Raw genomic sequence first — 16,699 nt, 5'->3', positions numbered from 1 at the left:
ACCTCACTCTGCCGCCGCCGAGCTCTGCGCGGCCAGCAGCAGCCAGCCGCCATAGAGGATGTAGTAGCTCGCCACCGCCGTGATGATGCGGTTGGCCCAGGTGCGGAACTGCTGCTCGCTCATCGCCTCCAGCAGCCGCCGCGCCAGGCTCGTGCCGAGCATCGACGCTCCGACGGCGACGAGCGCGAGCACGGGATCGAGGCCCGCGGCCTGATCGATGATGCCGCCGAAATAGATCAGCTTGGTGAGGTGGCTCGCGACCTGGCACGTCGCCTTGGTGGCGACGATCGAGCGGCGGTCGAACCGCGCGCCGAGAAAGAACGTGTCGAGCAGCGGCCCCGACACCCCGGTCATCAGCATCAGCCCCATGCAGATCGTGCCGTAGATCGCGCCCTGCCAGACGCTGTCCGGATCGGGCCTGAGGCCGGCCGGCATCAGCCGCGCCATGAACGGCGTGACGCCGAGCAGCAGGAGCGCGACCGGCTTGTCAGGCACGTAGCGCACCAGGGACCACAGGCCGAGTGCCAGCGCGCAACCGACGAGATACACCGCGACCGGCCGCCAGCGGATATGCCGGCGCCACAGCACCGCGCGCCAGCCGTTGGACGCCATCTGCGTCGCCGCGTGCAGCACCATCGCCGCCGGCAGCGGCATGATCGCCAAGAGCACGCCGATCAGGATCAGCCCGCCCGCCATGCCGAACAGGCCCGACAGGAACGCCGTCGCCACCATCAGCAATCCGAGCGCTGCAATCAGGGCTGGTGTCATGGCTGATCTCCTCGCCATGCAGATTGTCGCACTGGTGACAGCCGCACAAACCGAGTTATCTTGCCCTCCATCAGTTTTCCTGAGGGCTCGATGAGACGGCTGCTGTTCCTCAACGGCATCAAGGCATTCGAGGCGGCGGCGCGCACCGGCAGCTTCGCCGCGGCCGGCAGCGAGCTCAACGTCTCCGCGGCCGCGATCAGCCGCATGGTCAACCTGCTCGAGCAGCGGCTCGGCGTGGTGCTGTTCGAGCGCAAGGCCAACCGCCTGGCGCTGACCGCGCCGGGGCGCGCCTATCAGAGCGGGCTGACGCCGATCTTCGATGCGCTGTCGAGCCTGACCGCGCAGATCATGGCGCCGTCGTCGATGCGCGTGCTGACGCTCGGCGTCGGTCCGACCTTCGCGATGAAATGGCTGATCCCGCGGCTCGCCGATTTCAGCACCGAGCAGCCGGACATCGAGGTCCGCATCACCACCGGCGGGGCGGCGGTGCCGTTCGGCGACGATTGGAGCTGCGGCATCAAGCTCGGCCACGGCGCCTGGCCGGGTCTCGTCGCCGAGCCGCTGTTCGCCGCCGATCTCGTGCCGGTGTGCACGCCGCGGCTGGCCGCGACCTTGAAGAAACCGGCCGACCTCAAGGGCCCGAGCCTGCTGCGGGTGTCGCATGCGGCCGAGGACTGGGCGCTGTGGCTGAAGGCCGCGGGCGTCACCCGCGTCAGCGCGCGCGGCACCGAGTTCCAGTATTACGGGCATGCGCTGCAGGCCGCGATCGACGGGCTCGGCGTCGCGATGGGCATCCGTCCCTATATCGACGATGACCTCGCGGCGGGACGCCTGGTTGCACCATTCGCACTGACCGTCCCAAAAGGCGAGCGCTGGTATCTTGTCTACCGCCATTTCCAGGCCGGCCAACGTGATTTCGCCGCGTTCCGGCGCTGGATCATGCGCGCAGCGTCGCAACCCGCGACCCGGAATTCTCAGCGCAGGGACGCGCTCAAAAAAGACGCTGACGTGTGAACCTGTTCACAAATGCTCGGACAAACTCATGCTGTTGTTGCAGTTTGGAACATCCAGGACTGCGCAATGACGTATTTGTACGAGGACTTCGCCATCGAGCCGTTCGAAGCAGGACGCGGCTTGTGGCACGCGCGGATCCGCCGCGCGGACATGACCCCGGTGGTGATCAATGGTGTTTCGTTCCCGTCTCTCGAAGTCGGCTTTGCCTGGTCCGATGCAGACATGGCGATCGCCGATGCCAAGAGCCACATCGACCGCTTCCGCAAGCGGTGGGACTGACGACGGCCAGCTGATAGGCCGTCGCTTCGAGCATGCAACGGAGGATATCGACCGCCCCCCGGGAAAAGACGGATAGCGCGACGTGGAACAATCTTCGAGAGTGAAGTCCCCGAGAGTCCATCCGCGCGGCCAGACGGTTCCAAGCCAACAATCCAAACGCCAATTCGAAATGCCGAGTGTATTCGTAATGCGGACTGCAATTCATGGCTGAGCCTGCCGTCAAACACCTCGCTTATTCGGTGCGTACGCGATGCCCGGACTGCGATGCCGAGCTGAGCGTCCTGAGCGTCATCAACGGCCGCGGCGGTTCCGAGTACTGGGCCCTGCAATGCGTCGCCTGCCACGGCGTGCATCTCGACATCGTCGAGCAGCCGACCCGGCATTGAACCGCAGCGAGGCGTCGCTGGAGCGCCATCGCGCGCGCCACGGCTCGCGAGTCGCTTGCTGATCTCGTGTGGCCTTCCGCGTGCAGGCGCATCTCGGGCCGTCCTGCTGCCACCATGCTGTCAGCAAGGCCGCTGCGCGGCGCCCGATCACTCTTTCAAGTCGGCGTCATCCGTCCCATATTCGGGCCATGGCGAAGACCCCCGACACCCCCAAGAAGCCTGGCCGAACTCCGAAATCGAAAGCGCACCGGCCCGACGTGCAGCCGATCGCGCCCGCGCTCGCCGAGCTGCTCAATCCCGCCATCAACCGCGGCGAGAGCGGCATCGGTTCCTCAACGGGACTGAAGCCTCCGCCGGACAATTCCTGGGACCGCCGCAGCGGCGGCGAGGCCGCCGCGCACCGCGCGCGGGCGTCGACCAAGGGCAGGAGTGCCGAGGTTGCGACGGGCGACGCCTCGGCGCGGTCCATGCCGCTGCGGCCGAATCCGCAGCCGGCCGGAGCGCGCCAGACGTCGACGAGCGAGACTCGGAGCCTGCCCCCACCCAACCCTCCCCCGCAAGCGGGGGAGGGCTCCAGACGGCCGGCGTCGCACACCGCTGCCAGCGAGGATATCGAGGCCACGCGCCTTGCGTCCCCTCCCCCGCTTGCGGGGGAGGGCCAGGGTGGGGGCCTCTCTCCTTCGCATCAACCCCTCGGGGCGGATGACGCCGCCTCATCCTCCGGCCTCGCCGAAGCGCCGCAAGCCAATTACGGCACCGCCGCCACCATCCCGACGCTCGATCCCGAGCTGGCGCGGCAGCTTGGCCTGCCCACGGCCGAGGACGACGAGGAGGCGCTCGCCCGCCCGCCGCGCAACAAGATGGAGGCGCTCGGCGTCAAGGCCACGGCGGAAGCGCTGGAGTCGCTGATCCGCGAGGGCCGTCCCGAGTTCCGCAAGGACGACGGCTCGCTCAAGGTGTGGACGCCGCACCGCCCGCCCCGCCCGGAGAAGTCCGAAGGCGGCGTGCGCTTCGAGATCAAGTCGGCCTATGAGCCGAAGGGCGACCAGCCGCAGGCGATCAAGGAGCTGGTCGAAGGCATCGCGCGCAACGACCGCACCCAGGTGCTGCTCGGCGTCACCGGCTCCGGCAAGACCTACACCATGGCGAAGGTGATCGAGGCGACGCAGCGCCCGGCGATCATCCTGGCGCCGAACAAGACGCTCGCCGCGCAGCTCTATGGCGAGTTCAAGAGCTTCTTCCCCGACAACGCGGTCGAATACTTCGTCTCCTATTACGACTACTACCAGCCCGAGGCCTACGTCCCGCGCACCGACACCTATATCGAGAAGGATTCCTCGATCAACGAGCAGATCGACCGCATGCGCCACGCGGCGACGCGCGCGCTGCTCGAGCGCGACGACGTCATCATCGTCGCCTCGGTGTCCTGCATCTACGGTATCGGCTCGGTCGAGACCTACACCGCGATGACCTTCGCGCTGAAGAAGGGCGAGCGCATCGACCAGCGCCAGCTCATCGCCGACCTCGTCGCCCTGCAATACAAGCGCACCCAGCACGATTTCACCCGCGGCACCTTTCGCGTGCGGGGCGACGTCATCGACGTCTTCCCGGCGCACTATGAGGACCGCGCCTGGCGCGTGAACCTGTTCGGCGACACCGTGGAGAATATCGAGGAGTTCGATCCGCTCACCGGCCACAAGCAGGACGAGCTGGAGTTCATCAAGGTCTACGCCAATTCGCATTATGTGACGCCGCGCCCGACTTTGGTGCAGGCGATGAAGTCGATCAAGTCGGAGCTGAAGATCCGGCTCGACCAGTTGCACGCGCAGGGCCGCCTGCTCGAGGCGCAGCGGCTGGAGCAGCGCACCACCTTCGACATCGAGATGATGGAGGCGACCGGCAGTTGCGCCGGCATCGAGAACTACTCACGCTATCTCACCGGCCGGCTGCCCGGCGAGCCGCCGCCGACGCTGTTCGAATACGTCCCCGACAATGCGCTGGTGTTCGCCGACGAGAGCCACGTCACCGTGCCGCAGATCGGCGGCATGTTCCGCGGCGACTTCCGCCGCAAGGCGACCTTGGCCGAATACGGCTTCCGCCTGCCCTCCTGCATGGACAACCGCCCGCTGCGCTTCGAGGAGTGGGACATGATGCGGCCGCAGACGGTGGCGGTGTCGGCGACCCCCGGCGGCTGGGAGCTGAACGAGGCCGGCGGCGTGTTCGTCGAGCAGGTCATCCGCCCGACCGGGCTGATCGATCCGCCCGTCAACATCCGCCCCGCCCGCACCCAGGTCGACGATCTCCTCGGCGAGGTCCGCGCTACCGCGCAGGCCGGCTATCGCTCGCTGATCACGGTGCTGACCAAGCGCATGGCCGAGGACCTCACCGAATATCTGCACGAGCAGGGCATCCGCGTCCGCTACATGCATTCGGACATCGACACCATCGAGCGCATCGAGATCATCCGTGACTTGCGCCTCGGCGCCTTCGACGCGCTGGTCGGCATCAACCTGCTGCGCGAGGGCCTCGACATTCCCGAATGCGCGCTGGTCGCCATCCTCGACGCCGACAAGGAAGGTTTTCTGCGCAGCGAGACCTCGCTGATCCAGACCATCGGCCGCGCCGCGCGCAACGTCGACGGCAAGGTGATCCTCTACGCCGACCAGATGACCGGCTCGATGGAGCGCGCCATCGCCGAGACCAACCGCCGCCGCGAGAAGCAGGTCGAGTACAACACGGCCCACGGCATCACGCCGGAGAGCGTGAAGAAGTCGATCGGCGACATCCTCAACTCGGTCTACGAGCGCGACCACGTGCTGATCGAGACCGGCGGCGGCACCACTACCGACGACGTCATCTCGATCGGCCACAATTTCGAGGCGGTGCTGGCCGATCTCGAAACCCGCATGCGCGAAGCCGCCGCCGATTTGAACTTCGAGGAAGCCGCCCGCCTGCGCGACGAGGTCAAGCGCCTGCGCGCCACCGAGCTCGCCGTCGTCGACGACCCCACCGCCAAGCAGCGCACCGTGCAGGGCAAGGCGGGCAGCTACGCCGGCGCCAAGAAGTACGGCGACGCCGCCAATCTCCCGACCACGGCGATGAAGGGCCGCGGCGCTGCGACACGCGCTGGCGGCTCCTCTTCACCCTCCCCTGGAGGGGGAGGGTCGGCCGCCAAGGGCGGCCGGGGTGGGGTGAAGCCCCGCGACCCGCTCGTGCCGTCCCTCGACGATATCATGAGCGGCGGCTCGCGCACCGGCTCCAAAGTCCACAAGCCGCATCTCGACGAGATGCACGGCCCGGAATCCCTGCCCTACCGCCCCAACGCCAAGCTGCCGCCAAAGCCATTCGGCAGCAGCAGCAAGATCATCCAGCCCACCAACTCCCGCGAGTCCGGCCCCGAATTCGGCCCGGCGCCGCGGTCGACGGGTGGCGCGCCGGGCAAGCGAGGTGGGTGGAAGAAGCGGTGAGGTTTGAAGTGGACGTCGGAACGCCTGCCTGATCAAGGCAGCGATAGCGGAATGCCCCGTGGACGAACGATCCGCCTCTACAAGATTTTCAGGTCCTCGCCCTAATTCCAAGAAAAGAAAAATGCCGCAACCATCCACAACCAGACCAAGAATCCACATCAACAGACCACCGATCTTGACACAATATCAATTGACGGCGCTAAATGGACTTTCATGATTTCGACGGCGAGCCATTATGGCAGCAATCCGAGCAATTGCTAACCTGCTACTTTATCTCATTCCATTTAGCCGCGACTTCCCAAAATGTTCTCGGGGAGACCTTCGCGAAGCATGGGCAGAGTTGTGCATCACAACAATTTTCACAACGATGCCGCTCTGGATTATGCCACTACTGGGTCCGATAATTTTTCAGACAGACGTTAGTTTTTTCGGACACGTCGAAAAGACGATCGACGAAGGGGAATTATTTATCTACTCAGCCGCCCTCCTCGGTCCACTAATCTTCATAATAACGCGCAAGTACGGAGAAATCGGCAGCGGTCCAAATAAGTTCAGCTTGGTAATTGCTTTTCCTCACGGCCTCGCTTTCGTCCTTTTCTCAGCAGTCATATGCGTCTTCGCAGGCTTTGCCTTTAGTCTTATGAAAAATCCTGTCCTTAGCTCGCACGAAAGCGGAATAAAGTTTAATCTCTCCGGCGTCTTTTGGGCATCGGTGTTCACCTATCTCTTTTCCCTCTATTGCTTCTTTGCTGCATCAGCATATCGAAACGCGATGACTGATTTCGTGAAGTCAGCCAGACTTGACGAAGATACATTTGCGACGGAGTGGGAAAGACGATCGAATGCCCAAAACGCCTGAGGTTGTCGACCCAGACCCAATTGAATATTCGTTCGCTTGCATCCGCGCAACGCAACCCATTGGCGACATCTTCATTGCATCGATTCCGTTTAAGACGCTAATCCGAATCTCTTACTTCGACGTCAGGCGAGTGCTCCAAGAGGACCGAGATGTAGAACGCTATCTCGGCATACAGAGACCGCTTGACGATGATCGAGTAAGAAGTTTAGCAGACTACGTAACTTACAAGGACGCCTCGTTTCCAACCTCTGTCATTCTGGCGATAGATGAAGAATTCGCATCATTCGACCAGAACGCCAATACGATGAAAGTTTCAAATTGCCGCAAGGGTGAAGCCGCCCCCTCTATTCCTATCGGAAAGTTGGCGCGCGTGTTAGACGGCCAACACAGAATTGCAGGGTTGCGGGCCTTTAATCGCGAAACATTCGATGTCCCTGTAACGCTATTCGTCGGAGCAGATATCGCCGATCAAGCTCAGATTTTTGCGACAGTGAATCTCGAACAAACAAAAGTCCACAAGAGTCTTGTCTACGATTTGTTTTCGCTCGCGCGCACACCTAGCCCACAGAAAACATGCCACAACATCGCGGTCGCCCTGGATAGGGACAAGAACTGCGCACTTCATCAGCGGATAAAAAGGCTTGGCTTCGCTACCGAAGGGCGGGTGTTTGAACCGATCACACAAGCAACATTTGTTGAAGCTTTGATGCCCTATATAAGTTCGGACCCGAAAAAGGACCGCGATATCCTGCTTAGAGGAGGCAACCTAGAAAAGACCTACGGCGAGGAACTATACAAGATGCCCCTTCGAAACCTGTTCGTAGCGAAGGAAGACCTTTCGATCGCAGAAATAGTATCCAATTACTTCAATGCTGTTCGCGACCGATGGCCTTCCGCTTGGAACGAACGAGGCAGGGGGATGATGCTAAACAGAACAAATGGATTTCGAGCGCTAATGCGATTTTTACGCTACGCTTATCTCGAAGTAGCCGCCCCTGGCGACGTACCAACATCGTCCAAGTTCTTAGATAGAGTTTTCAAGAGGGTCGAGGTAGACGACCAAATGTTCAACACCGATGAATTTGCTCCCGGGGCTAGTGGCGAGGCGCGCCTTTTCAGGATACTGCGTGGACAAGAGACGATCCAGCAGCCAACTAACTAAAGCAAGCCCGCAGGTTAACTTAAAGTGAGCGCACCGGCTCGCGAATGATTTGAGTACGTTTTCCAAGTCGGCGCGTAGCTTTCGTCCGCCTGATTACCCCACGTGGACCAGCCTCGACGAAGCCCACGTCCGAATAACTCGAGGAACGGTCCCGGACTACAGGCTTCAATTATCTCGTACTGCTCGTCCGGCTTGCGGGAATGTTCACGCTTACGGGCACCAACCAAATTGACTTGGTGCCGACCCGGCGCGAGTGTTCGCGCATTTTTTCCTCGCACCCCGAACAACAGCAATTCTGTGACGTTGCGGAAATAAAACCCCACCCCGCGCCCGTCAGAACCGCCATCTTTACGGACTTTGTGCCAAACGATGTTAGATTTATAGTCGAACCCCCATGCAGCCATAACAGCTAGTCCCTCCGGCAGAAGGGCATTTGGACACCACAAATAAAGATGTGCGGTCTGTTTTACAAAGTCTCCTATAGGTAGACTCGCGATCTCTTCTAATTTCATCGTTCCATAGCGCGACAGTCGCGCGTGCTCTGGCGCTATCTTGCCGGTACGGTTGGCGAACCGCCACGGAGGATCTGCTAGAACAGTCGCGAAGCGACGTTGCCCCAAGTATCTCCGGAGGTCTGCGTCAGGATCCGACATCGCCACTCTCAACGCCATTTCAGCCACTTAATTGAAAGCTAAAAAGATTCAAAAATCGTAAACTATGTTTTCCTGTAGATCTGAATATTGACGCGGGGTCAAGAGGCTCTCGCAACGCCTTGTCCTGTACGTCTATCGGTTACGTCTATCGGTGCAAACAATACGAGCAGGTTTGGACCGCGCGGCGCGAGGGATACGTGGCCGTCCCCGCGTGAACCTGGCCGAATTGGTCATGCGGCAGAATGGTTCGCTCGTCACCTTGACCAGCGTTGAGCCATGGGAGCCTCAGACGCCTGCGGCTATGGATTCCAGGCTCGACGCTGACGAGTCGCCCGGGAATGACGCCGCAGAGAACGTCGAACACTCCCCTCAATACGTCCACATCGTACGCGCGGACGGCGCAGGGCGCAGGGCGCAGCCCCAGGACGCGTTCCACCAGACGGCCGCCGAACGACACAAGCATGGCTGTCAAGATTCCGAAAAATAAAAATTCCTTGCGCTTTATCGGAAATCATGATTATCTCCCCGCATCCCGCCTCACCGCAGAGGGGCGTAGCGCGCGATCGTCACGACACGCGAGGCGGGGATGCGATGGCCGCGAGAGATCGCAGCGTCTTCTCACGAAGACGCGGACGAACGATCGCTTGCGGACGTGAAGTCGCAGCGTCCTGATACCCCGATGCTGGTATCAACCTGGCGCAATGCGAGCGCATTGCGCTGGGGATGGTGGCCAACAAGCCCGGCGCACCAGGGAGACTGCGTATAAGCGTGAAGACCGTCGCGCAGGGAATGCCGGTTGAATCGGCTTTGCCTGTGGTACCTGCCGCCTGCATTTTTTTTCGCAGGCGGGCCATGGGTGAGGCCTTCACCCGGCATTCCCTGCGCCCTCTGCACTCACGAGGGCCACGCGGATCGCATCACTCGGGCATCACATGCCGCGAGACCGCGCCGTCGTGTCCCGGAGCAATCCTTAGCTGTTTGAATCGTAAATCCGTTGTTCTCTCCACTGCCGTCGCGGGCAAGCTGCGACGCGACAGCGCGGCGCGGCGACCTGGGATCCATACGCAGCGGCGGTCGTGAGGGACAAGAAGCCAATAGCAAGCGTGCCTCAAACCGCTCCCCGGGGGTATGGGTCCCGGCGTTCGCCGGGACGACAACAGGGTTTGTTGAGGCCGATGCGCATCATCCTCGCTGGCGTAACGGAAAAAGCCACGACGCGAACAAGCGGCGCTCCCTTGTAGCCGGCACCTCTGGCACGGACCGAACGCCCGGTCACGCCGGACCATCGCCACCAGCTTGAGGTGAAGGCATGCCAAGCACGATGGACGCGCGGATCAACTACGTCCGGCCCTGCCCGTTGACCTGGCCCTGCTGCTGCTGACGCTCCTGCTCCTTGGCACGGTGACGGCCATAGAGGCAGCCGGCGGCCGCGCCGAGCACGCCGTGATGACCGGCATAGTGGCCGGCAACGCCGCCGACGATGGCGCCCTTGATGCATCCCTTGGCCTCGGCGGCCTGCGTCGACAGCAGCGCCAGCGCTGCGACGGAGGCGGCAAGCATGGTCTTCGTGATCGACATCTTCGTGACCGAGCTCCGCAAGAATGGTGCGGGGTAACGGCGACGCGGAGCGGTTCCCGCCCTGCAACCGACATGACGCCTTGCGCGAACCTTTCGCGCGCGGGGATGACCCATGGGGTGAGAGATGGCCCGAGACATGATCATGACGCGATCCCGCGCCAAGCTTCCGTTCACCGTACCGGCGCATTGCGCCGGCAGACGGTGACGCAAGTGGTTGACGGCTGCGGGCCGGCATCTCCAGAACGCCATCGCCGACGCGGGCGTTCCCGTCAGTGGAGACAGGATGATCGAGCACATCAACAAGCAGCGCGTGCGCAAGCTGCTCGAGGCCCATGCCGCCGGCGATTTCGACAGCGTGCTGGCGCATTGCACCGACGATCTCGAGCACTTCGCCTCGGCGCCGATCGACATCTTCCCCCATCTCGGCGGCCGCCGGGGCAAGGCCGAGGTGCGGCAGATGTGGGAGACGGCGCGCAGCCGCTATGCCGAGGTCCGGCACGAGATCAAGACCATGATCTGCGAAGGCAACCAGGTCGCCGTGGATCTGCGCATCTTCCTGCGCAAGCGCGACAACGACCGCATCGTGCAATACGACGTCGCGGCCTTCTACACGCTGCGCGACGGCCGCGTCGCCCGCATCCGCGAGATCATGGACACCTACGACCTGGTGCAGCAGGTGCTGGAATGCGATCTCAGCCGGCTGCTGATCGCGGGCGCCGCCCGGCCCTGACCGACCGATCACGCAAACGTCACCACCGGCGGCGCCGTTGCCTTGAACCTGTGGCCCGGGCTCCGCACCCCATCAGCGGTGGTATACGAGGCATCGGTGACATGAGAATAGCATTCCTGGCGATGGCCGGACTGGTGATGGGCGTGGTCGGCGGCGCGACGATCGGAGTAGGGCTTGGACTGGCCTGGATCGAGCTGTTCAACACCAGCGAATTCGAAGGCTATGCAGGCATGCTGGTGTTCTTCACGTTCATGCCGCTCGGCGCCCTGATCGGCGGTCTCGCCGGCGCCACCCTGTTCGGCATGGCCGCCTTCCGCGACCACGAGGTCGCGATCGCGCAGCAGCGGATGCAGCACGAAGGGCGTTAGGGGCGCGGCGACCGGCTGCCGCGCGCATTTGTGCAATGCAAAAACAGCCGTTGCGCGCGCAGGTGGCTGATTTATGTGAGGCGGCGTAAGAGAGATAGATTCGGCGCCCCGGCGCGACGTCGTTGCGACGTCGCCTTCAGGCCGGCGCGCCCCCTCGCAAGCCAGTTCAGGATCCCGAGCCGATGACGGAGCACAGCCTCTGGCGTCTGTCGCGCGCATTGCATGGCGCGATCAACGACCGCCGTTTCGACGATTTCGCCGAGCTTCTCGACGACGACATCGACTGGGCCATCTACGGCCCGATCGACATGTTTCCCTTCCTCGGCGCGCGGCACGGCCGCGCGGCGGTGCTCGACGCCGTCAGGCAGATCGCGGACAATGTGAGCATCCGGCGGCTGGAGCGCGAGACCTTGATGCTGGACGAGACCAGCGCGGCGACGATGGTCCGCTGTGCGATGACGGCGCAGGATTCCGACAAGCCGATCACCGCGCGGCTCGCGCAATTCATGCAATTCCGCGCCGGAAAGCTCGCCCGGCTGCGGATCCTGATCGATACGTTCGATCTGGTCGAGCAGACGCTCGGCCGCTCCATCGACCTGCCGCGCATCGGCAGCTTCGCCTGAGCCCGCCGCCCCGCGCGTTGGATTGTGGTCGCACTCACCGACAACCCAACAGATCGTGACTGGCGCAGCCATAATTTTGCGCCAAGATTCCACCATATTCCGGCACACAGGTTCGGGCGGCGGGGGTTGCTCTCATGACATCGTATGGTTGCGCGCTGGCGGTTTTTACGGCCGGCTTCGGCCTTCTTGCGTCCGCCGCGCAGGCCCAGACGCTGATGCAGGCGCCGCAACCGCTGCAGATCGTGCCCTGGCAGCAGATCGCGCCGGCGCCGGAGGACGATGACAAGTCCGAGGACCAGGCCGCAGCGGCCGACCCGATGAAGGACATCGACGTCGAAAAGCTCGACTGGAGCCAGCTCGCAATCGACGACACCACCTTCCTCGACCGTCCCGAAGCCGCCGCCGCGGCGCGGCGCAAGGCCGCCGCAGAGAAAGCCGCCGCGCTCGACTGGTCGAACCAAAACAAGGGAAGCCTCGCCTCGGGCGTGTCGGTCAAGCAGTCGGTGTCGCCGTTCTGGGACGCCCGCGTCGGCGCCGACATGACGGTCGCGCGGCAGCCGACCACGATGTCGGAATTGCTGGCGGAGAAGGCCGAGAACGGCGGCAATGCTCCGCAATCCGGCGGCTCGGCCTGGGCGGCCGTCACCGCGCCTGGCGCCGGCTCGATCTGGGACAAGACCGCCATCGAGGCCCGCGTCGACCCCGGCTCGGATCAAAGCCGGCTCGGCACCACCATCACCAAGGCGGTGCCGATCGATCACTACAATCTGACCCTGCAGAACGGCTACAACGTCACCCAGCAGGGCATGGTGCCGATTCCCGGCGCGGCGCCGAAGACCAGCCGCAGCTTCGACACCGAGCAATCCGCCAGGCTCTCGATCGGCGACACCGGCACGAGCGTCACCGCCGGCCAGACCTTGTCGTCCAGCGACGACAAATGGCTGCGCAAGCTCGGTGCCGAGCAGAAGCTGTCGGATGGCCTGAGCGTATCCGGCTCGGTCAGCGAGACCGCGCAGGGCGGCACCAGCAAGAGCATTTCAGCCGGCTTCAAGCGGAGCTGGTGACGTTCACCATTGCGGCAGCCCGCCACGAATGGTCGAACCATCGCCGCAACTTCGCCGCGGTGCGGCCCAATTTGGCCGCACTGATAGGCTTTGAGAAGTTCGTCGTGCGGGGACACCGCGCTCGCTTGAACGCGAAATGAGGAAATAGCCGATGAATGTCATTCGTCCGGACAAGATCGATGGAACTGAAGCCGAGCTGGATACGGATCTGGCGGCGGTCTCCGAAGTCGAGGCCGGCATTCGTGATTTCGTCCGTAATGATATCGCCTATCTGCGCCGTCCCAATGCGGCCGCCACGGCCGAGGCTTCGATCGATGCCGATGCGGCGGTGAACAGCGTCACCACGCTGATCCAGCGCGTCGCCGGCACCTCCCTGTCGGAGATCGAGAACTTGATCGGGGAGCTCGAGAGCCTGCGCGAACTGCTGCATGCCGAGGGCCAGCGCGTGCAGCGCGAGATCGCGAGCTACGCGCAGCTCAGCCAGGCGGCGATGAAGTCGACCCGCGCGATCGCCGAGAACGTCACGCAGTGGAAGCGCGCCGCCGACGGCCTGCGCAGCAGCTGAGCGTTCTTTCCGGACCTTGAAGAGGACCGCCGTGCGAGCCATCGCGCGGCGGTTTTCGTCTTTGCAGCGCCTCGCCCTTGAACGTGACCCGGCCCTCCCGCGACCAACTCCCGCCCATCTCGTGGCGGGCAGGTTGCGTCAAAAGGGTGTCACTTACATGGAAACGATCCGGCCGGAAAACACCGATCCGATTCCTCTGAGGCCTGAGCCTCAGCGGATCGGGACCATCATGGTCCGCTTCGTCGGTTTGCTGGTGGTGGCGATGGCGGTCATGGTGCTCATCTGGAGCCGCTAGACCGCCTCTACAAACAGGACCGCGTGGTCCGTTCTGGTTAACGAGTAGTTAAGCCGTCACTCGTTGATCGTCGCTGACGTCTCCAGCGAGTACGAGCCGTCGGCATAGCCCTTAACGACCATTCCCGTCGCGAGCATCACCGCGAGCGTCACGCTGGCAAAGATAAAGCCGAGGAGTTTCAGACCACCGCGATCTGCCATACTCATCCCCCACATCCTGATCCCTGATTGGCTGTCTTATAGAGTCGGAGTTCAGAATGCGTTAGCGCGAAGTTCGTTCCGCGCCGACAATCCTACGAAGCGTGACCTTTTCGCCTCAACCCTCGTTCCGTCGAGGGACAAAGGCCGATGCCAGCACCGAGAACACCAGATCGCCGTGCTGATTGATGCCGGTATTGCGCGCCTGCAGGATGCCCCACTCCGGGCGCGACGCCGACGCGCGAAGCGAATCAATCTCACTGGAAAAGCTGATCGTATCACCCGCAAGCACCGGCTTGTGCCAGCGCAGATCCCGAAAACCGGGAGAAGGACCTCCGAGGACGATCGGCTCGCCGCGCGAGCGCGCGATCTCCAGGAGGCGCTGATTATCCGCGACGATCAGCTTCATGCAGACGGAGCCGATGTGCCATCCCGATGCCGCGAGCCCGCCGAACAGCGATCGGCGGCCCTCTTCCTCGTCGAGGTGAAAGCGTTGCGGATCGAATTGAACGGCAAAGCGCTTAATCTCTTCGGCTGTGAACGTGTAGGAGCCGAGCTCGCGGCGCTGGCCGACCTGAAGATCTTCGAAAAAGCGCATCAGCCCACCTGCCCGCGGCTCTCACGGCGCTCGACAATGATCGGCGAGACCATCTCGCAAAGTCTCATACCTGCCTTGTTGCGCACGCTGCATTTGAAAGTGACGATCCCCGTCGACGGACGGCTCCGCGACACCCGCGCCTCCAGAACCTCCACATCGAGCATCAGCTCATCGTCGGGACGCAGGGGCGAGAGCCACCGGACCTCGTTGACGCCCGGTGAACCGAGCGAGGCGGTGCGGCCGATGAAGCCGTCGAACATCATGCGCATCATCAGCGAGCAGAGGTGCCAGCCCGAGCCGGACAGGCCCCTGAGCATCGACTGCGAGGCGGCTTCTTCGTCCAAATGCATCGGCTGCGGATCAAACTCAGAGGCGAAGGCGATGATCTCGTCGCGGGTGACGTGTCGCGGGCCAAAGCTGCCGAACGGGCCTTGCGGAAAATCTTCGAAGGTGAGGGTCATGAGGCTGGGAATGGCTGAAAGAAGCCCGATTGTGGCCGCACTTTGCAGCAATCACAACCGGGCCGCTCGCATGGCTGACGCCCGGTCCAGTCGCACGAGAGTGCCAGAAGGCGCCACACACTGGGACCAACTCGGCCGCCGCGCATGTCGTCTGGCGCGAGAGTCGAGCAGGACTTAAAGACGGATTCGACTTCGATTCGGACGTGGCCGGGGGATCAGGATGTTGGAATTTCGCGATTTGTTCCAGTGGGACCGCTTCATCACGCCCACCATCATCAAGACGTTCTATTGGCTCGTGATTGCGCTGATCATCCTGTCGGGAATTCGCGGCATTTTCACGGGCCTCTCCGAAATGGCGATCAGCCCGTTCGGCGGTTTCCTGATGCTGTTGTCCTCGCTCGCCGGAATCATCGTCGGCATGGTGTTCTCGCGCATCATCGCCGAGTTCGTGCTGATCGTCTTCCGTATCAACGAGCACCTCGGCGCGATCCGCGAGCAGGGGCGGATGTAACCGCCCCACAGGCTCTCAGTTGTTGAAGCGGAAGTGCATCACGTCGCCGTCGGCGACGACATACTCCTTGCCTTCGAGCCGCAGCTTGCCGCCCTCGCGCGCGCCCGCCTCGCCGCCAAGCGCGACGTAGTCGGCAAAGGCGATAGTCTCGGCGCGGATGAAGCCCTTCTCGAAATCGGTGTGGATGACGCCGGCAGCCGCCGGCGCCTTGGTGCCACGGTGAATGGTCCAGGCCCGCGCCTCTTTCGGACCTACGGTAAAATAGGTGATCAGGTCGAGCAGCTGATAGCCGGCGCGGATGAGCCGATCGAGGCCAGCCTCTTCGAGCCCCAAGGTCTCCAGGAAGTCGACGCGCTCCTCGCGCGACAGCGTCGCGATCTCAGACTCGATCTTGGCTGAGATCACGACGGCGACCGCGCCCTCTTCCTTGGCCCGCGCGAACACCGCCCGGGAGAAACTATTGCCGTCCTTGGCAGAGCTTTCCTCGACATTGCAGACATAGAGCACGGGCTTGGATGTCAGCAGGCCGAGCATGCCGAAGGCGCGCTCCTCCTCAGGCTTACGCTCCAACAGCCGCGCCGGTTTGCCGTCGCGCAGCAGCACCAGAGCACGGGTGACGAGCTCGTACTGCTCCTTGGCATCCTTGTCGCCGCCCTTGGCCTTCTTGGACAGGTTGTCGACCCGCTTCTCGAGGCTGTCGAGATCGGCCAGCATCAGTTCGGTCTCGATGGTCTCGATATCGGCGAGCGGCGCGATCTTGCCCTCGACATGGGTGATGTCGGAATCCTCGAAGCAGCGCACGACATGCGCGATCGCGTCGACCTCGCGGATGTTGGCGAGGAACTGGTTGCCGAGGCCTTCACCCTTGGAGGCGCCGCGCACCAGGCCGGCGATATCGACGAAGGTCAGCCGCGTCGGGATGATCTGTCCCGACTTGGCGATGGCCGCGAGCTTCTCCAGCCGCGGATCGGGCACGGCGACCTCGCCGACATTCGGCTCGATGGTGCAGAACGGATAGTTCGCGGCCTGCGCCGCCGCCGTCTCCGTCAGCGCATTGAACAGCGTCGACTTGCCGACATTGGGCAACCCGACGATTCCGCATTTGAATCCCATGACCCGTC

Annotated in this window: 20 protein-coding genes; 13 read left to right on the top strand and 7 right to left on the bottom strand. The window is 63.1% G+C overall.

Annotation, left to right across the window (positions count from 1 at the left end; translation table 11 throughout):
* Positions 1 to 3 precede the first annotated feature (3 nt).
* Entirely contained in the window at positions 4 to 768 is a 765-nt protein-coding gene (locus tag QW881_RS24750; RefSeq protein WP_315757351.1) for a sulfite exporter TauE/SafE family protein, read from the bottom strand.
* Positions 769 to 858: 90 nt separating this feature from the next.
* Between QW881_RS24750 and QW881_RS24745 the strand changes: the two genes are divergently transcribed.
* The 6 genes from QW881_RS24745 (at position 859) to QW881_RS24720 (ending at position 7,935) form a co-directional block, all read left to right on the top strand.
* Entirely contained in the window at positions 859 to 1,782 is a 924-nt protein-coding gene (locus QW881_RS24745) for a LysR substrate-binding domain-containing protein (protein ID WP_315757352.1), read from the top strand.
* 66 nt (positions 1,783 to 1,848) lie between these two features.
* Complete coding sequence (locus QW881_RS24740) at positions 1,849 to 2,061, top strand: hypothetical protein (protein ID WP_315733961.1); 213 nt, start codon at positions 1,849 to 1,851, stop codon at positions 2,059 to 2,061.
* 203 nt (positions 2,062 to 2,264) lie between these two features.
* Entirely contained in the window at positions 2,265 to 2,447 is a 183-nt protein-coding gene (locus tag QW881_RS24735) for a hypothetical protein (protein ID WP_315733962.1), read from the top strand.
* Between the two features lie 188 nt (positions 2,448 to 2,635).
* Positions 2,636 to 5,914, top strand: a complete 3,279-nt coding sequence (gene uvrB, locus QW881_RS24730; protein ID WP_316159084.1) for an excinuclease ABC subunit UvrB — start codon at positions 2,636 to 2,638, stop codon at positions 5,912 to 5,914.
* Positions 5,915 to 6,149: 235 nt separating this feature from the next.
* Positions 6,150 to 6,773 (top strand): hypothetical protein, encoded by a 624-nt coding sequence (locus tag QW881_RS24725; protein WP_316159085.1) that lies wholly within the window; start codon positions 6,150 to 6,152, stop codon positions 6,771 to 6,773.
* Positions 6,757 to 7,935, top strand: a complete 1,179-nt coding sequence (locus QW881_RS24720) for a DGQHR domain-containing protein (protein ID WP_316159086.1) — start codon at positions 6,757 to 6,759, stop codon at positions 7,933 to 7,935. The genes QW881_RS24725 and QW881_RS24720 overlap by 17 nt, the downstream gene beginning before the upstream one ends.
* 14 nt (positions 7,936 to 7,949) lie before the next feature.
* On the opposite strand, the gene QW881_RS24715 is transcribed toward QW881_RS24720, so the two are convergent.
* A complete protein-coding gene (locus QW881_RS24715; RefSeq protein ID WP_316172915.1) occupies positions 7,950 to 8,588 on the bottom strand; it encodes an MT-A70 family methyltransferase in 639 nt (212 codons plus the stop codon).
* Positions 8,589 to 9,926: 1,338 nt separating this feature from the next.
* Positions 9,927 to 10,148, bottom strand: coding sequence for a hypothetical protein (locus QW881_RS24710; protein WP_315714380.1), 222 nt, complete (start codon positions 10,146 to 10,148; stop codon positions 9,927 to 9,929).
* A gap of 301 nt (positions 10,149 to 10,449) precedes the next feature.
* Between QW881_RS24710 and QW881_RS24705 the strand changes: the two genes are divergently transcribed.
* The 6 genes from QW881_RS24705 (at position 10,450) to QW881_RS24680 (ending at position 13,811) form a co-directional block, all read left to right on the top strand.
* On the top strand, positions 10,450 to 10,896 hold the full coding sequence (locus QW881_RS24705; protein WP_315757355.1) for a nuclear transport factor 2 family protein: 447 nt from the start codon (positions 10,450 to 10,452) through the stop codon (positions 10,894 to 10,896).
* A 101-nt stretch (positions 10,897 to 10,997) separates the two neighbouring features.
* Positions 10,998 to 11,264, top strand: a complete 267-nt coding sequence (locus QW881_RS24700; RefSeq protein WP_315714089.1) for a hypothetical protein — start codon at positions 10,998 to 11,000, stop codon at positions 11,262 to 11,264.
* A 182-nt stretch (positions 11,265 to 11,446) separates the two neighbouring features.
* Positions 11,447 to 11,887 (top strand): nuclear transport factor 2 family protein, encoded by a 441-nt coding sequence (locus QW881_RS24695; protein WP_315733968.1) that lies wholly within the window; start codon positions 11,447 to 11,449, stop codon positions 11,885 to 11,887.
* Positions 11,888 to 12,021: 134 nt separating this feature from the next.
* A complete protein-coding gene (locus QW881_RS24690; protein WP_315757356.1) occupies positions 12,022 to 12,951 on the top strand; it encodes a hypothetical protein in 930 nt (309 codons plus the stop codon).
* A gap of 151 nt (positions 12,952 to 13,102) precedes the next feature.
* A complete protein-coding gene (locus tag QW881_RS24685; protein ID WP_315714086.1) occupies positions 13,103 to 13,516 on the top strand; it encodes a hypothetical protein in 414 nt (137 codons plus the stop codon).
* A 31-nt stretch (positions 13,517 to 13,547) separates the two neighbouring features.
* On the top strand, positions 13,548 to 13,811 hold the full coding sequence (locus QW881_RS24680) for a hypothetical protein (RefSeq protein WP_315757357.1): 264 nt from the start codon (positions 13,548 to 13,550) through the stop codon (positions 13,809 to 13,811).
* Positions 13,812 to 13,867: 56 nt separating this feature from the next.
* Here QW881_RS24680 and QW881_RS24675 read toward each other — a convergent pair whose 3' ends face one another.
* The 3 genes from QW881_RS24675 to QW881_RS24665 all read right to left on the bottom strand — a co-directional run bounded on the left by QW881_RS24675 (position 13,868) and on the right by QW881_RS24665 (position 15,067).
* Positions 13,868 to 14,017, bottom strand: a complete 150-nt coding sequence (locus QW881_RS24675; protein WP_315714401.1) for a hypothetical protein — start codon at positions 14,015 to 14,017, stop codon at positions 13,868 to 13,870.
* A 109-nt stretch (positions 14,018 to 14,126) separates the two neighbouring features.
* Entirely contained in the window at positions 14,127 to 14,606 is a 480-nt protein-coding gene (locus QW881_RS24670) for a MaoC family dehydratase (protein ID WP_315733971.1), read from the bottom strand.
* The gene (locus QW881_RS24665) at positions 14,606 to 15,067 is read right to left on the bottom strand and encodes a MaoC family dehydratase (RefSeq protein ID WP_315757358.1); all 462 of its coding nucleotides are present in this window, start codon (positions 15,065 to 15,067) and stop codon (positions 14,606 to 14,608) included. The genes QW881_RS24670 and QW881_RS24665 overlap by 1 nt, the downstream gene beginning before the upstream one ends.
* A 220-nt stretch (positions 15,068 to 15,287) precedes the next feature.
* On the opposite strand from QW881_RS24665, the gene QW881_RS24660 reads away from it, so the two are divergent.
* Positions 15,288 to 15,578, top strand: coding sequence for a DUF4282 domain-containing protein (locus tag QW881_RS24660; protein ID WP_315714083.1), 291 nt, complete (start codon positions 15,288 to 15,290; stop codon positions 15,576 to 15,578).
* Positions 15,579 to 15,593: 15 nt separating this feature from the next.
* Here the strand turns inward: QW881_RS24660 and ychF are convergent, their stop codons facing one another.
* Positions 15,594 to 16,691, bottom strand: coding sequence for a redox-regulated ATPase YchF (gene ychF / locus QW881_RS24655; protein ID WP_315757359.1), 1,098 nt, complete (start codon positions 16,689 to 16,691; stop codon positions 15,594 to 15,596).
* Between the last annotated feature and the right edge of the window lie 8 nt (positions 16,692 to 16,699).

This window comes from Bradyrhizobium sp. SZCCHNS3016 (assembly GCF_032484535.1).
In the GTDB taxonomy this organism is placed as follows: Bacteria; Pseudomonadota; Alphaproteobacteria; order Rhizobiales; family Xanthobacteraceae; genus Bradyrhizobium.
This window is presented reverse-complemented; position numbering and strand designations above follow the sequence as displayed.

Bases quoted from the DNA above. Each gene is read 5' to 3' on its own strand.
- QW881_RS24750 (WP_315757351.1), bottom strand. From the start codon at position 768: ATGACACCAGCCCTGATTGCAGCGCTCGGATTGCTGATGGTGGCGACG.
- QW881_RS24745 (WP_315757352.1), top strand. From the start codon at position 859: ATGAGACGGCTGCTGTTCCTCAACGGCATCAAGGCATTCGAGGCGGCG.
- QW881_RS24740 (WP_315733961.1), top strand. From the start codon at position 1,849: ATGACGTATTTGTACGAGGACTTCGCCATCGAGCCGTTCGAAGCAGGA.
- QW881_RS24735 (WP_315733962.1), top strand. From the start codon at position 2,265: ATGGCTGAGCCTGCCGTCAAACACCTCGCTTATTCGGTGCGTACGCGA.
- uvrB (WP_316159084.1), top strand. From the start codon at position 2,636: ATGGCGAAGACCCCCGACACCCCCAAGAAGCCTGGCCGAACTCCGAAA.
- QW881_RS24725 (WP_316159085.1), top strand. From the start codon at position 6,150: ATGGCAGCAATCCGAGCAATTGCTAACCTGCTACTTTATCTCATTCCA.
- QW881_RS24720 (WP_316159086.1), top strand. From the start codon at position 6,757: ATGCCCAAAACGCCTGAGGTTGTCGACCCAGACCCAATTGAATATTCG.
- QW881_RS24715 (WP_316172915.1), bottom strand. From the start codon at position 8,588: ATGTCGGATCCTGACGCAGACCTCCGGAGATACTTGGGGCAACGTCGC.
- QW881_RS24710 (WP_315714380.1), bottom strand. From the start codon at position 10,148: ATGCTTGCCGCCTCCGTCGCAGCGCTGGCGCTGCTGTCGACGCAGGCC.
- QW881_RS24705 (WP_315757355.1), top strand. From the start codon at position 10,450: ATGATCGAGCACATCAACAAGCAGCGCGTGCGCAAGCTGCTCGAGGCC.
- QW881_RS24700 (WP_315714089.1), top strand. From the start codon at position 10,998: ATGAGAATAGCATTCCTGGCGATGGCCGGACTGGTGATGGGCGTGGTC.
- QW881_RS24695 (WP_315733968.1), top strand. From the start codon at position 11,447: ATGACGGAGCACAGCCTCTGGCGTCTGTCGCGCGCATTGCATGGCGCG.
- QW881_RS24690 (WP_315757356.1), top strand. From the start codon at position 12,022: ATGACATCGTATGGTTGCGCGCTGGCGGTTTTTACGGCCGGCTTCGGC.
- QW881_RS24685 (WP_315714086.1), top strand. From the start codon at position 13,103: ATGAATGTCATTCGTCCGGACAAGATCGATGGAACTGAAGCCGAGCTG.
- QW881_RS24675 (WP_315714401.1), bottom strand. From the start codon at position 14,017: ATGAGTATGGCAGATCGCGGTGGTCTGAAACTCCTCGGCTTTATCTTT.
- QW881_RS24670 (WP_315733971.1), bottom strand. From the start codon at position 14,606: ATGCGCTTTTTCGAAGATCTTCAGGTCGGCCAGCGCCGCGAGCTCGGC.
- QW881_RS24665 (WP_315757358.1), bottom strand. From the start codon at position 15,067: ATGACCCTCACCTTCGAAGATTTTCCGCAAGGCCCGTTCGGCAGCTTT.
- QW881_RS24660 (WP_315714083.1), top strand. From the start codon at position 15,288: ATGTTGGAATTTCGCGATTTGTTCCAGTGGGACCGCTTCATCACGCCC.
- ychF (WP_315757359.1), bottom strand. From the start codon at position 16,691: ATGGGATTCAAATGCGGAATCGTCGGGTTGCCCAATGTCGGCAAGTCG.